At 63.7% G+C, this 14222-nt stretch carries 14 protein-coding genes; 5 read left to right on the top strand and 9 right to left on the bottom strand.

Annotation, left to right across the window (positions count from 1 at the left end; all coding sequences use genetic code 11):
• Positions 1-76: 76 nt before the first annotated feature.
• Entirely contained in the window at positions 77-1294 is a 1218-nt protein-coding gene (locus G8767_RS02620; RefSeq protein WP_166809248.1) for an MFS transporter, read from the bottom strand.
• 114 nt (positions 1295-1408) lie between these two features.
• Here G8767_RS02620 and G8767_RS02615 point away from each other — a divergent pair, with 114 nt between their 5' ends.
• The 5 genes from G8767_RS02615 to phoU all read left to right on the top strand — a co-directional run bounded on the left by G8767_RS02615 (position 1409) and on the right by phoU (position 7600).
• Complete coding sequence (locus G8767_RS02615) at positions 1409-2287, top strand: LysR family transcriptional regulator (RefSeq protein WP_166809247.1); 879 nt, start codon at positions 1409-1411, stop codon at positions 2285-2287.
• Between the two features lie 129 nt (positions 2288-2416).
• Entirely contained in the window at positions 2417-3376 is a 960-nt protein-coding gene (locus G8767_RS02610) for an acyl-ACP desaturase (protein WP_003940492.1), read from the top strand.
• Between the two features lie 81 nt (positions 3377-3457).
• Positions 3458-4600, top strand: coding sequence for a tRNA dihydrouridine synthase DusB (gene dusB / locus G8767_RS02605; RefSeq protein ID WP_095968686.1), 1143 nt, complete (start codon positions 3458-3460; stop codon positions 4598-4600).
• A 150-nt stretch (positions 4601-4750) separates the two neighbouring features.
• Positions 4751-6832 carry an LCP family protein gene (locus tag G8767_RS02600; RefSeq protein ID WP_346842952.1) on the top strand — a complete coding sequence of 694 codons (2082 nt, stop codon included), beginning with the start codon at positions 4751-4753 and terminating at the stop codon, positions 6830-6832.
• Between the two features lie 72 nt (positions 6833-6904).
• Positions 6905-7600, top strand: coding sequence for a phosphate signaling complex protein PhoU (gene phoU, locus G8767_RS02595; RefSeq protein WP_003940130.1), 696 nt, complete (start codon positions 6905-6907; stop codon positions 7598-7600).
• Between the two features lie 58 nt (positions 7601-7658).
• Here phoU and G8767_RS02590 read toward each other — a convergent pair whose 3' ends face one another.
• From G8767_RS02590 to pstB, 8 genes are all read right to left on the bottom strand, one after another.
• On the bottom strand, positions 7659-8405 hold the full coding sequence (locus G8767_RS02590; RefSeq protein WP_166809246.1) for an NAD(P)H-binding protein: 747 nt from the start codon (positions 8403-8405) through the stop codon (positions 7659-7661).
• Between the two features lie 89 nt (positions 8406-8494).
• Complete coding sequence (locus tag G8767_RS02585; RefSeq protein WP_206028803.1) at positions 8495-9232, bottom strand: urease accessory protein UreD; 738 nt, start codon at positions 9230-9232, stop codon at positions 8495-8497.
• Complete coding sequence (gene ureG, locus G8767_RS02580; protein WP_166809245.1) at positions 9232-9975, bottom strand: urease accessory protein UreG; 744 nt, start codon at positions 9973-9975, stop codon at positions 9232-9234. Before ureG ends, G8767_RS02585 begins: the two co-directional genes overlap by 1 nt.
• Entirely contained in the window at positions 9968-10657 is a 690-nt protein-coding gene (locus G8767_RS02575; protein WP_166809244.1) for an urease accessory UreF family protein, read from the bottom strand. The genes ureG and G8767_RS02575 overlap by 8 nt, the downstream gene beginning before the upstream one ends.
• A gap of 4 nt (positions 10658-10661) precedes the next feature.
• The gene (locus G8767_RS02570; RefSeq protein WP_030535249.1) at positions 10662-12371 is read right to left on the bottom strand and encodes an urease subunit alpha; all 1710 of its coding nucleotides are present in this window, start codon (positions 12369-12371) and stop codon (positions 10662-10664) included.
• On the bottom strand, positions 12368-12838 hold the full coding sequence (gene ureB / locus G8767_RS36505) for an urease subunit beta (protein ID WP_095968681.1): 471 nt from the start codon (positions 12836-12838) through the stop codon (positions 12368-12370). The genes G8767_RS02570 and ureB overlap by 4 nt, the downstream gene beginning before the upstream one ends.
• Complete coding sequence (gene ureA, locus G8767_RS02560; protein ID WP_003939800.1) at positions 12835-13137, bottom strand: urease subunit gamma; 303 nt, start codon at positions 13135-13137, stop codon at positions 12835-12837. The genes ureB and ureA overlap by 4 nt, the downstream gene beginning before the upstream one ends.
• 280 nt (positions 13138-13417) lie before the next feature.
• A complete protein-coding gene (pstB, locus tag G8767_RS02555) occupies positions 13418-14194 on the bottom strand; it encodes a phosphate ABC transporter ATP-binding protein PstB (protein WP_003939968.1) in 777 nt (258 codons plus the stop codon).
• Positions 14195-14222 lie beyond the last annotated feature (28 nt).

Genomic DNA, 14222 nt, shown 5'->3' with positions numbered 1-14222 from the left:
CGCACTGCGGCGATCCCGTTCGGGGTCGCCGCAGTGCCCTGTCAGCCCTGTCAGTCAGCCCTGACAGTCAACCCTGTCAGTCAACCTTCGTAGATCGAAACATCCTCAGCGACAATGCGAACGCAACCAACAGCAGCGCGCCGACAAAGACACTGACCCCGCCCCAACCGCCGCCCGCGTACGCGACGCCCGCGAGGGCACCCGCCACGGACGAACCCGCGTAGTAGGCAAACAGATACAACGCCGACGCCTCCGCCCGGTGATCGGTCGCGATCAGGCCCACCCAACCGCTGGCCACAGAATGTGCCGCGAAGAATCCTCCGGTGAAGAGCAGCATCCCTACGAGTGTCAGGGCCAGGTTGTCCGGAACGGTCAGTGCCAGCCCGATCACTACGACGACCACCGAGCCGAGCAGAACACTGCGCCTGCCCAGCCGGTCCGAGGCCCCGCCGGCTACCGCCGAGGTGAAAGTGCCGGCGAGGTAGAAGAGGAACACCAGACCCACAAGCGCTTCGGGAAGACCGAAAGGTGCTGCTGTAAGCCTAAACCCGAGGAAGTTGTAGATCGAGACGAATCCGCCCATCAGGATGAACCCCAAGGCGAAAAGCGTGCGCAGCGACGGGTTCGCAAGGTGGTGACGTAGATTCGACGCGATCGCACGCACCGATACCGGTTGCGGGTGAAAGAACTTCGACGCGGGAATCTTCCGGATCATGTTGAGCGCGAACAACGCTGACAGCACGGCCGCAGTCGACAGTGCCCAGCGCCACGTACTGAAATCGACCACCGCCGAGGGAACGAGCCGTCCGATCAGCCCACCGATCGTCGTGCCGGCAACGTACCTTCCCATCGCCGCACCGAGGTCCTTCCGATCGACCTCCTCGGCCAGATAGGCCATCGCCACCGCCGGGACCCCGGCCAGAGCCAAGCCTTGCGCCGCGCGTCCGATCAGCAGAACCTCCATCGTCGGACTGAGCGGCAGGAGCAAACCGATCACACAGGACGCCGACGCCGACGCGATCATCACCTGTGTGCGACCGAACCGCTCGGAGAGCGCGCTGGCCGGAATGATCGCCAGCGCCAACATGCCCGTCGTCGCCGAGACGGAAAGTGCAGACACAGCAGGCGAGACGTCGAAGCCTTCGGCAAACGCGGGCAGCAGTGCCTGAGCCGCGTACATCGAGATGAACGTCGACAGCCCGGCCGCGAACAACGCAACGGTCACCGTGCGGTATCCGGTAGATCCCCGCCGAAGCGGCGCCAGATCGGATTCGATCACCTTCTCGACAGTCACCACGTACCTCCAGACATCACTTACCTCCGGTAAGAATCCTCTCGCTGAGCTTCGACAAAAGAAAATGCATAGTTGTGGAGTTCTTTATGTCTTGAACACATATAGATTGACGTCGTGATGCTGACCGAAGACCTCGAATGGTTTGTCATGCTCGCCGAAACCCAACAGGTCACCGCCACTGCCGACCTGACCCACCTGTCGCAGCCGACCCTCTCGCGCAAACTCGCACGCCTCGAAGGACAGATCGGCGTGAGGCTCTTCGACCGTCAAGGACGCCGACTCGAACTGAACCGGTACGGCGAGATCCTCTACGAGCACGCTCGGACCGCGCTTGACGCACTCGACGCGGCGCAGACCGAAATCCGGTCGCTGGCGAGTCCCGAGAGCGGCACCGTCCGACTCGACTTCCTCCACTCGTTCGGTACCTGGCTGGTACCGCACATGCTGCGGGGATACCGCGTCGAGCATCCCGGAGTGCGATTCGAACTGCATCAGGACAGCGCGCAGTTCCTGGTCGACCGGATTGCCGCGGGTGCGTCCGACCTGGCCGTCGTCTCGCCGCAGCCGCGCGATCCGCAGGTCGCGTGGATGCAGATCGCTCAGCAGTCACTGGCGTTGGCTGTTCCAGCTGATCATCGCTTCGCACAGTTGCGTTCGGTCGAGCTCGCGGACGCGGCCGACGAACCGTTCATCGGTATGCATCCGAACTTCGGGATGCGAAGAATTCTCGATGAACTGTGCGCGGCCGCAGGTTTCACTCCGAATTTCGTCTTCGAGAGCAGCGAGCTGGCAACGGTCGGCGGACTGGTCTCCGCATCCTTCGGTGTATCGGTCATGCCGGTGCAAGATCCACCGATCTGGGCCGAAGGAGTCGTCTACGTACCGATCGAAGGTGCCCAACGGAAAATAGGACTGATCTGGTCGAAGAGCCGCGAACTGTCCGATCCTGCCCGGACGTTCCGCGACTACGTCGAAAGAACGACTTGGTCGTGAAAGTGCCCCCGGATAACTACGGATCGGTAACATCGCCCCGAGGGGAGCAATATTCATGCCATTCTTTTCAAACCTACGGTGCCGTAGGCTGGGGCGAAGTCGCGCATTCACTCAACATGGAGGCAAGAAATGACGAGGATTCTGACGCAGCTGGAGCTGCTACAAGAGCTGCAGCCGGTTGCCGAGGAGAACGTCAACCGCCACATCTCCATGGCCAAGGAATGGCATCCACACGACTACGTCCCGTGGGACGAGGGCCGTAACTTCGCAGCCATGGGCGGCGAGGACTGGAGCCTCGAGCAGTCACAACTCGGCGAGGTCGCCCGCGCCGCGATGATCACCAACCTGCTCACCGAGGACAACCTGCCGTCGTACCACCGTGAGATCGCCGAGAACTTTTCGCAGGACGGCGCCTGGGGTACGTGGGTCGGCCGGTGGACCGCCGAGGAGAACCGTCACGGCATCGTGATGCGTGACTACCTCGTCGTCACTCGCGCAGTCGACCCCGTCGAGCTCGAGCGTTTCCGCATGGAACACATGACGAACGGTTACAGCGCACCCATCGACGAGGGCGACGCCGGCCTGCTGCACTCGGTCGCCTACGTGACCTTCCAGGAACTCGCGACGCGCGTCAGCCACCGCAATACCGGTAAGGCCTGTGACGAGCCGATCGCCGACAAGATGCTTCAGCGCATCGCGGCCGACGAGAACCTGCACATGATCTTCTACCGCAACATCTGCGCCGCCGCGCTCGATCTTGCGCCCGATCAGGCTCTCAAAGCTGTGGCGAACATCGTCCAGAACTTCCAGATGCCCGGCGCCGGCATGCCGAACTTCCGCCGCAACGGCGCCCTCATGGCCAAGCACGGTATCTACGACCTTCGCCAGCACCTCGACGAGGTCGTCTGGCCGGTCCTGCGCAAGTGGAACATCTTCGAGCGCAACGATTTCAGTGCCGAAGGCGAGAACACGCGCGAAGAGTTGGCAGCTTTCCTCGAGACCCTCGCCGCGAACGCGACGAAGTTCGAAGAACAGCGCGATCGCATGCTCGCACGCGAGGCCGCCAAGCGCGAACAGCAGGCTTCTTAGTTTCACCGGCTATTCTGTGCCCGGTACCGGATTCGGTACCGGGCACTTCCAATTGTCACAAGTATTTGTTCAGAGGTAGTCATGTCATCCCTTCGCATCGGTTCACTCGAGCTGCACAGCCCCGTGGTCCTCGCACCCATGGCGGGCGTCACCAACGTCGCCTTCCGCACGCTGTGCCGTGAACTCGAACTCGAACGTGCAGGCAGCACGTCCGGGCTCTACGTCTGCGAGATGGTCACCGCACGTGCGCTCGTCGAACGCCAACCGGCCACGATGCACATGACCACGTTCGGCCCGACCGAAACACCCAGGTCCCTGCAGCTGTACACCGTCGACCCGGATACGACCTACGCCGCGGCCAAGATGATCGTCGACGAGAACATGGCGGATCACATCGACATGAACTTCGGCTGCCCCGTCCCGAAGGTGACCCGCAAGGGCGGTGGCTCGGCGCTGCCGTACAAGCGTCGACTGTTCGGACAGATCGTCGCAGCCGCAGTGCGCGCAACCGAGGGCACCGACATTCCGGTCACCGTCAAGATGCGTGTCGGTATCGACCCCGAACATCACACGCACCTCGACGCCGGACGGATCGCCGCAGCCGAAGGCGCTGCCGCCGTCGCACTCCACGCACGTACCGCGTCGCAGCGCTACTCCGGCACCGCCGACTGGAACGAGATCACGCGCCTCAAGGAACACGTCACCGATGTTCCGATCCTCGGCAACGGCGACATCTTCGACGCGTCGGATGCTGCACGGATGATGAACGAGACCGGCTGCGACGGCGTCGTCGTCGGACGTGGCTGCCTCGGACGGCCATGGCTGTTCGCGGAACTCAGCGCAGCTCTCAACGGACAACAGATCGCCACGCCGCCGACGCTCGGCGAAGTCACCAAGATCATCGCCCGTCACGCCCAGCTGCTCGCCGCACACCACGGCGAGATGAAGGGCTTGCGCGAACTTCGCAAGCACGTCTCCTGGTACATGCGTGGGTTCCCGGTCGGATCGGATCTGCGGGTCTCGATGGCGCTGGTCAGCACGTTGTCCGAACTGGACGACCTGCTCGGACAGCTCGATCACAACGTCCCGTTCCCCAAGGACGCCGAAGGCCCGCGGGGTCGCCAAGGCTCGCCCGGTCAGGTAGCACTTCCGGAAGGTTGGCTCGACGATCCCGAGGACGACCTTGTGCCGGTGGGAGCTGACATGATGCACTCCGGCGGCTAGCGAGAACACGCCGTCGGTTTACTCTCATCACTTTCTGAGTGAAGCACTCAGGATTAACCAGTAATATGGCTCCAGCTTCGTCGACAACCGGTTGACGCCGGCACTTGAATGACGAGTTACTGACAGTCGACGACGGGACAGGTTGCATCGGTGGGTGATGATCACGATTCGGGCCCACCTCCGCCCGAGAGCCGCGCCCCCTGGGAACGTCCGCTCGCGGACAAGCGCTTCCGCAACGCCCGCCCGGACCAACCGGCCGCTCCCCAGCGCCCGGCAACACCCCAGCGCCCGGCAACACCCCAGCGCCCTTCAACACCCCGCCCTTCAACACCCCAGCGACCAGCGCCGCAACCACCCAGTCCCCCGGAGCGTCGTAACAGTGGACGTACCGGGCGACGGGATTCGCCTCCGACCGACGACTCCGTGTCGGTCGCCGAGTTGGTCCGTCGGGTAGGCGACAAAAAGCCATCACCCGCCCCGGCTGCGCCGCCCAAGCCGGCGCCGACCAAATCCGTACCACCCGAGACCCAATCTTCAGCAGCGTCGGCGCCGCCCCCTGCCCGACCGATTCCCGCGCGTCCGACCGTCCCGCCTGCCGCGGCGGACTGGATCACCGAAGAACATCCCGTCACCTCCGCAGTGCCGCGTGTAGTCGGTGACACCGGCGCCACGCGCCTGGCGCAAAGCAAGATTCGCCGCCGCCATCGCGCAAAAGTGATCGGCCGATCGGCAGTAGCGTTCCTGGCCGTCATGTCTCTCGCATTGACCGGCGTCGTCTGGGGTTATCTGCGGTCGGTCGAAGGCGGATTCGATCAGATTGCGGCACTCGACACCGAGTCCGACGACATCATCGACGCCGGCGGCCAGCTCGGCGACGAGACCTACCTGATCATCGGCACCGATACCCGAGCCGGTGCGAGCGGTGAGATCGGCGCCGGAACCGTCGAAGACGCCGAAGGCGCCCGAGCCGACACGGTCATGCTGGTGAACATTCCTGCTGACAGAAGCCGCGTCGTCGCCGTCTCCTTCCCGCGTGACCTCGACGTCGAACGTCCGATCTGCCAGGGCTGGGACAACGACGCCGGCAAGTACACCAGCGAAACCTTCCCGGCCGCCAGCGGCGACAAGCTCAATGCGACGTACGCACTCGGTGGTCCCAAGTGCCTGGTCAAGGTCATCCAGAAGATGTCCGGCCTGAAAATCGGGCACTTCGTCGGAATGGACTTCGCCGGTTTCGAGCGCATGGTCGACACCGTCGGTGGCGTGAACGTCTGCTCCCCCGGACCGATCGAAGACGGCATCCTCGGAACCGTCCTCGCGTCCGGCGGGACGCAGATGCTCGACGGCCGCACTGCCCTCAACTATGTGCGTGCGCGCCACGTCGAAGCCGAGGGCAACGGCGACTACGGACGCATCACCCGTCAGCAGAAATTCCTGTCGGCACTGCTCCGCTCGGCCCTGTCCAACCAGGTCCTCCTGAATCCGGGCAAGCTCAACGGATTCATCAACGCCTTCACCAGCGACACGTTCGTCGAGAACATCGACACGAAGTCGCTGGTCACCCTCGGCCGTTCGCTGCAGAACGTCGACGCGGGCGCGGTCACGTTCTTGACGGTCCCCACGGACGGCACCAACGACTGGGGCAACGAGATTCCTCGCACCGACGAGATCAAGTCACTCTTCCAGGCGATCATCGACGACGATCCGCTTCCGGGTGAAGAGCGCGAGGACACCACACCGTCGTCCACCAGTTCCACGACGACCGCTCCTACGTCCAGCACGCCGCCCGCCGCCACTTCCGTCGAAGCGATGAGCGCGTACAACATCTCGGTCGACGTCTCCAACGCGTCGGGAATTGCCGGGCAGGCCGCGACGATCGCCGACAGCCTCGCTGCTTACGGATTCCAGATCTCCACGGTCGGCAATTTCAGCGCAGCCACCGGCCTGGCGAATGCTCAAGCGTCGACCACCGTCGTGCGCTACGCCGCAGGTTACGAGGCCGAAGCCGTCACTGTCGCGTCGTCGATTCCCGGCGCGGTTCTCGTTCTCGCGCCGAGTATGGGAGACATGATCGAGGTCGTCGTCGGAAGCAATTTCTCCGGCACCGTCGTCGCCCCCGCGGACCCGGGGACCATCCTGGCGGCAAATCCGACGTCGGTCGACACCAGCACCTCGACGGCACTGCCCGCCGACATCGCGAGCGTCAATGCCGGCGACACCACCTGCGACTGACACACGTTCATTCACCTTGCGTTCACCTGGTGCTTGTGACTTGGTCTTTCACGGCACGTAGGCTCTGACCTCATGCGCGTGGCTTACAACGAACAGATGACCGAGCTTGCAGACACGCTCGGCGAGATGGCAGGACTGGCAGGTGCCGCTATGGAGCGCGCCACCCAGTCCCTGCTCCAGGCAGACCTGTCCCTGGCAGAACAAGTAATCGGCGAACACGACAAGATCACCGAACTCAGCACCATTTGCGAGGAGCGCGCGTTTGCGTTGCTCGCCTTGCAGGCTCCCGTTGCCGGAGATCTGCGCTCGGTGGTCAGCGGAATCCAGATCGTCGCCGACATCGACCGCATGGGTGCGCTCGCCCTGCACGTCGCCAAGATCGCGCGCCGCCGACATCCCAACCACGTGCTTCCCGAAGAGGTCAACGGCTACTTCGCGGAGATGGGACGCATCGCTGTCTCCATCGGTGCGGCCGCCAAGGTCGTACTCGAGACCCGCGACCCCGAGCGCGCTGCCCGCCTACGCGAAGAAGACGAAGCGATGGACGACCTCCACCGCCACCTGTTCACCGTCCTCATGGACCGTGAGTGGAAGCACGGCGTTGCCGCTGCAGTCGACGTCACGCTGCTCGGCCGCTTCTACGAGCGATTCGCCGACCACGCCGTCGAGGTCGGTCGACGCGTCATCTTCCTGGTGACCGGCAAGCTGCCCGAAGAGCCGGAAACCACCGAGAAGGTCGACAACCTCACCTCGTACCCGGATCTCTGAACCCAACCGTCCACGTGAGTAAAAGGCGGCCGCGCACTTGCGCGGCCGCCTTACCTATTCAGTTCTCGTGCAACCAGGTCTTCAACGTGGGTCCTGCAGTTGTCGATCCAGGCCCCGGTAGCAGCGCCCCACCCTTCATCGCCTTACCCGCTCCCGGCATCGAGATCGGGATCAGCCACTTGCGTCGGCCACGGTATTGCAAGATCTCGCGCGTCATCGCCGGGATCTCGAGGACCTCCGGGCCGGCGAGATCTGGAGCCCTCCCGCTCGGACCGTTCTGAGCGCACGCCACCAGAGCCTCGGCGACGGTCTTCGCCGCCACCGGTTGGGACCGCATCCGGGGAACCATCGCGACCGGCCCCAATCCGAACAGCGCGATGGTTTTCTCGCCGAACTCGAACCACTGGGTGGATCGCAGAATTGTGAACGGAATGCCCGACGCTTCCACCGCGCGTTCCTGCGCGGCCTTTCCCTGGTAGTACCCGAAGGACTTCAACTGCGGATCGTCGCAGTTCACGATCGAGAGCAGCACGTGATGCTTCACGCCTGCCTTGGTTTCGGCCGCGGCGATGTTCCTCGCTGCCGTCTCGAAGAACTCGATCGCCTTCTTGGCGCTGTTGGTGACGTGATCACTCACGTCGATGACAACGTCGGCACCGACAAATGCTTCGTCCAACCCCGCACCCGTGGAGATGTCGACTCCCGTCGATCGAGCGGCGGCGACGACGTCATGGCTCGCTGCCTTCGCCTGCTCTACGACCAGCTTTCCCATCTGGCCGGTTCCGCCCAGAACAACAATTCGCATGATGCCTCCGTCAACCTGTGCGCCCGGCTCTCTTCGGCCTGGTCACATAGTGGACGACGCAGCCGCCCGAAGTGTGACGCTCGGGGAGATCAGTCGGTGTACCTCTCCGACACCTGCGCCCGCCACTGCGACCAGATCGGATCCAATGCTGCGCTCGCCTCATGTGCGTGATCGGCCACGGCCCGCGCGAGCATCCCCGGCCCCGCCAGCGGCGTCACGTGTCCCTCGACGTCGTCGGAAATCTTCATCCCCAACAGCATGGTCGTGCCCAGCACACGACGACCACCCAAAATTCCCGGCAACGAACGGTCCGGAACGCTACGTAGGTCGAGAGTTTCCACGAGCAGCGCTTTCCCGTCGACGGTGATGCGCTGATCCGAGCGAAGCGCACCGCCGGTTTCGCCGGTCCGCCCGAACACGATCATCTCGTCGAGCAGCGCCACCGCATCGGATTCCAGTGAAATATCCACGCGCCTGGTCACATCCGCGCCCCCGGCGACGACAAACGGTGCCGCTCGCCAGATCAGCGCCGCACCGGCGCCGACGCTCGCCGAGGCCGACCACGCCGCCCGGCCGCCGCGTGCGTTGTACGCGACGGTCCCTGACGGCTCGATCACCTCGAGACACGTACCCGGCGCGACCACGAACTCGATACGCAGGTCGTCACCGGCCAGCAGCGTTGCACTGTGCCCTACCAAGGCAATTCGCACGGTGAGCCCGCGAGCGTCGACGAATCGCGGGGCCAGGAAGTCGCCCGAGATCAGCTCTCGCGCAACAGCGGTGTCACCCACTCTCTCGACGACGACCCGCGTAGCTCCAGTGCGCATCAGTGAGCGTAAGAGTGGCTGTGCCCGTGACCGTGTCCGTGGTCTTCTTCATCGGCATGGAAGTGCGGTGCCATCGGTCCCGGATCCTGCGGAGTGTGACTACCTGCGCGATGAGACGCGATGACCTGGCGAAGCCAGGCACTGAGCTGGTCGATCGTGGCGTGATCCTTCTGGCTGAGCGCGAGAACGGGAAGTCCGTCTCGCGCGGCCGTGGCATCGGCAACCATCTGGACTGCGTCGACGTCGACGTACGGGGCCAGGTCGATCTTGTTGACCACCAACAGATCTGCCCGCTCGATTCCCGGACCACCCTTACGTGCGACGTCTCCGCCGCCCGCGACGTCGATGCAGAAGATCTGGGCGTCGACCAGTGCCGGGCTGAACGTGGCGGTCAGGTTGTCACCGCCGCTTTCCACGATCACCATGTCGAGGGGATGGAACTGACGCTCGAGGTCTTCGACCGCAATGAGGTTCGGTGTCACGTCGTCACGGATGGCCGTGTGCGGGCACGCTCCGGTCTCGACTGCGACGATGCGCTCGATCGGAAGAACGTTGGCCGCGCGCAACAATCGCGCGTCCTCGTCGGTGTAGATGTCGTTGGTGACCACCGCGATCTCGTACTCCGACGCGAGTTCGCGGCAGATGGTGGCGATGAGAGTGCTTTTGCCGGTGCCGACGGGGCCGGCAACGCCCAGCCTCAAACCTCTTGCAGCAGTGGTGGTGTTGTTCAGGTTGTCAAGCACGGAAAATCCTCCTGGATCGAGCGTGGTGTTCGAGTGACCATTGTTCGACCAACGGTCCTGTTGTTGCGGGTATATCTGTGACGCCTTCGACTGCCACGGCAGCCTTGGCGGCGCTTTCGATGGTCGAGGCTGCTCGGAACAGCCATTCGACCGGTTCTGCCGGATCCACCGGCAGTAGCTTCAATGCCGCCGACGCCACCGTTTGAGCGTCGTCGTACAAACAGGATCTGGCTGCCTGTAGGTCGTCCATCCCGGAGATCGCCGTGAAGACGCCCAACGCGAGCGGCCGCATCGGATGCCCGGGCAGCGCCATGAGCATCTGCACCGCGGGGTGCTGCGGCCACAATCGCGACGCCAGTCTTGCCAGCCCACGTCCGAGCTGAATCGACGCCTCACGCAGCGGTGCGCTGGGAGTCCGAGCGAGCAGTTCCCTCGAGATGTCCTCGAGTTCGCCTGCACTACCCTCACTTACGGCCCAGCGTCGCGTGATTACCGTTGCAGCGGCCTCGACCAGTCCCACTGTTTCGAGTCGACCACGAATGAAGTCAGGGACCTGACTCTGCAGGAGTCCGCCCGCCAGTGCCGGTTCCAACCCCGACGAGTGCGCGTGACCGCCGGTAGGCAGACGCCCGTCCGCCAAGAGCATCGACGCTATGTCGGCAGACGCCATCTCGATCGACATGGTTTCAGAACAGCATGTAGCGCTGAGCCATCGGCACTACGTCAACGGGGTTGGGCGCGATCAGGTCGCCGTTGACCTTGATGGCAAACGTCTCCGGATCGACGTCGATGGACGGCAGTGCCGTGTTGTTCGGCATATCCGCCTTGGTGAGGTGCCTCGTCGGACGAACACCGGTGAGGGTGCGCGTGAGACCGAGACGATCGGCCAGACCGTCCTCGATGGCCATCGGAGAGACGAACGTCGTGGACAGGTGCGGTGCCGATCCCGGAGTTGCCGCGATGGCCGGACGTACGAACACCGGCTGCGGGGTCGGGATTGCAGCGTTCGGATCACCCAGCGGCGCAGCAACTATCGCCCCGCCCTTGATCACGGCAGAAGGACGGACACCGAAGAACGCGGGATCCCACAGCACCAGGTCCGCCATCTTCCCTGCCTCGACCGATCCGATCTCGTGATCGATACCGTGCGCCACCGCAGGGCAGATCGTGTACTTGGCGACGTAGCGCCGCGCACGCTCGTTGTCGGCCGGCATGCTGGTGCCCAACTTGCCGTACTGGGCCTTCATGACGTGGGCAACCTGCCACGTCCGCAGGGTCACCTCACCGATACGGCCCATTGCCTGGGCGTCGGACGAGGTGATGGAGATGGCTCCGATATCGTGCAGAAAGTCCTCCGCCGCAATCGTTGTCGGCCGGATCCGGGATTCGGCAAAGGCCAGATCCTCCGGAACCCGGGGATTGAGCGCATGACACACGATGAGCATGTCGAGGTGCTCGGCCACCGTGTTGACGGTATGCGGCAACGTCGGATTGGTCGATGCCGGAAGAACGTTCGGCTCACCTGCCGTCACGATGATGTCCGGAGCGTGCCCGCCGCCGGCACCTTCCGCATGGAACACGTGGATCCCGCGTCCGGCGATCGCATCCAAAGTGTGCTGTACGTACCCGGTTTCGTTGAGGCTGTCGGCGTGCAGCGCCACCTGGAGGCCGAACTCGTCGGCTGCGCGTAGAGCTGCGTCGATCGCGGCCGGAGTGGAACCCCAGTCCTCGTGAACCTTGAATCCACCTGCGCCGGCGAGAGCTTCCTGACGCATGGCCTCATGGCTGACGGTGCTGCCCTTGCCGAGGAGAAGAACGTTGAGCGGGATGTGGTCGAGGGCCCGGTGCATCATCGTCAGGGACCAGGCGCCGGGCGTGACGGTGGTTGCCTTGCTTCCCTCCGTGGGGCCCGTTCCGCCGCCCGCCACTGTCGTCGTACCGGTCGCGAGCGCTTCCATCATCTCGATTTCACTGAGGAAGTGCACGTGAGTGTCGATCGCACCCGCGGTGAGGATCTTTCCCTCGCCGGCGATCACGTCGGTGCTCGGCCCGATGAGCAACTTGGGGTGCACGCCATCCATGATGTCGGGGTTACCGGACTTGCCGATCGCGACGATGCGTCCGTCGCGAATTCCGACGTCTGCCCGGACAATTCCCCAGTGATCGAGAATCACCGTATTGGTGATGACGACGTCGAGAGCACCCTGGTCGCGAGTGGTCAGGCCCTGGCCCATCGACTCGCGGATGCTCTTGCCGCCACCGAAGACCATCTCGTCGCCGGTCGCGGTGTAGTCGTGCTCGATCTCGATCCACAGATCTGTGTCGGCCAAACGGATCTGGTCGCCTGCAGTCGGGCCGTACAGGGAGGCGTAACCGCGTCGATCGATCCTGCTCATTCGGCTGTCCTCTCAACTGTCGTCGCGGCGTCTTCCGGTGAATCCGCCTCGACCGGAACATCACTCACGCGAACGTTCACCGAGGACGCTCGCAAGGGTTCTTCGACCTCGACGCCAGGTGTGCCGAACGGCATGACGGTCTTGGGCTCACGTGCGTGAGTCGGCAGGTCTTCGTCCGGCACGATCTGCAGGCCCGGAACCCTTTTGAGTCCGCCGAGCGCGATCAGTGTCACCGTTCGGCTGACTCCCGGTTCGAACCGAACCGACGTTCCCGAGGGGATGTCGAGCCGGAAACCGTCTGCCGCTTCACGATCGAAGGTCAGCGCCGGGTTGGCCGCGGGAAGATGAAGATGCGAACCGATCTGAATGGGGCGATCGCCGTCGTTGACGACGACCATCGTGATCTTTTCCGCGTCAGTGCCGAACTCGAGCGGTTCGGTGGACACACGTACCTCGCCGGGAATCATCGAATGGGCTCCGTCACGGTGACCAGCTTGCGACCGTCCGGGAAAGTGGCCTCCACCTGGACGTTTGCAATCATCTCGGGTACCCCTTCCATCACGTCGTCGCGGGTGAGCACTTGCCGACCGGCGTTCATCAGTTCCGCAACCGTCATTCCGTCACGCGCGCGCTCGAGAATCCAACACGAGATCAGGGCCATCGCTTCGGGGTAGTTCAGCAGTACCCCGCGCTCGCGGCGGTCGCGGGCGACCATGCCCGCAACGCTCAGGAGCAGCTTTTCGGTATCTGAAGGGGTGAGGTGCACTGACAAGCCCTTCCGGTTGTGAAACGACATCGATCGACAGCGTGCTGTCGGGCCGAGATTAGCATTGTCCGAAGCGTCGTCAGTATCCACGAGATTCACATCGTCGGCTACTTCAGCGCCCACTCGGCGCACTTGCGCTGCTCATCGAATTATTCGGGCGCCCAACGACGCTCAGCTCTGCGCACCGGAGTGGGAACTATCACCACAACCAAAAAGTTTCACCCCCGTCTCCTGTTGGAAACGGGGGTGAAACATGATCGTGCAGGGTTTGTCCCAGGACCTATCCGAAGCGGCCGGAGATGTAGTCCTCGGTGGCCTTCTGCGTCGGGTTCGAGAAGATCTTCTCGGTGTCGTCGATCTCGACGAGCTGACCGGGCTTACCGGTTGCCTCGAGGTTGAAGAATGCAGTCTGGTCACTCACACGCGCAGCCTGCTGCATGTTGTGCGTGACGATGACGATCGTGAAGTCCTTCTTCAACTCGGTGATCAGGTCTTCGATCGCGAGAGTCGAGATCGGGTCGAGCGCGGAGCACGGCTCGTCCATGAGCAGAACGTCGGGCGAGACCGCGATGGCACGCGCGATGCACAGACGCTGCTGCTGACCGCCTGAGAGGCCGCCACCGGGCTTGTCGAGGCGATCCTTGACCTCGTTCCACAGGTTGGCGCCACGCAACGAACGCTCGGCCACCTCGTCGAGCTTCTTCTTGCTGCGCTCGCCCTGCAACTTCAAGCCTGCGACGACGTTGTCCTTGATGGACATGGTCGGGAAGGGGTTGGGCCGCTGGAAGACCATGCCGATCGTCTTGCGAACACCGACGGGATCGACGTTCGAACCGTAGATGTCCTCACCGTCGAGCAAGACCGAACCCTCGACGCGCGCACCGGGAATCACTTCGTGCATGCGGTTGAGTGAACGAAGAACGGTGGACTTGCCGCAACCGGACGGGCCGATGAAGGCGGTGACGCTCCGGGGCGGGACGGACAGGCCCACATCGGCGACGGCGTGGAACTTGCCGTAGTAGATGTTGACGTCCTTGAGATCCAGACGCTTGGCCATTACCGGCTCCCTACTGAGTTGTTGACGC

The sequence above is a fragment of the Rhodococcus sp. IC4_135 genome (assembly GCF_011602025.1).
Classification (GTDB): domain Bacteria; phylum Actinomycetota; class Actinomycetes; order Mycobacteriales; family Mycobacteriaceae; genus Rhodococcus_F; species Rhodococcus_F baikonurensis.
This window is presented reverse-complemented; position numbering and strand designations above follow the sequence as displayed.

Bases quoted from the DNA above. Each gene is read 5' to 3' on its own strand.
- G8767_RS02610 (WP_003940492.1), top strand. From the start codon at position 2,417: ATGACGAGGATTCTGACGCAGCTGGAGCTGCTACAAGAGCTGCAGCCG.
- ureB (WP_095968681.1), bottom strand. From the start codon at position 12,838: ATGATTCCCGGCGAGGTACGTGTGTCCACCGAACCGCTCGAGTTCGGC.
- G8767_RS02570 (WP_030535249.1), bottom strand. From the start codon at position 12,371: ATGAGCAGGATCGATCGACGCGGTTACGCCTCCCTGTACGGCCCGACT.
- dusB (WP_095968686.1), top strand. From the start codon at position 3,458: ATGTCATCCCTTCGCATCGGTTCACTCGAGCTGCACAGCCCCGTGGTC.
- pstB (WP_003939968.1), bottom strand. From the start codon at position 14,194: ATGGCCAAGCGTCTGGATCTCAAGGACGTCAACATCTACTACGGCAAG.
- phoU (WP_003940130.1), top strand. From the start codon at position 6,905: ATGCGCGTGGCTTACAACGAACAGATGACCGAGCTTGCAGACACGCTC.
- G8767_RS02575 (WP_166809244.1), bottom strand. From the start codon at position 10,657: ATGTCGATCGAGATGGCGTCTGCCGACATAGCGTCGATGCTCTTGGCG.
- G8767_RS02590 (WP_166809246.1), bottom strand. From the start codon at position 8,405: ATGCGAATTGTTGTTCTGGGCGGAACCGGCCAGATGGGAAAGCTGGTC.
- G8767_RS02585 (WP_206028803.1), bottom strand. From the start codon at position 9,232: ATGCGCACTGGAGCTACGCGGGTCGTCGTCGAGAGAGTGGGTGACACC.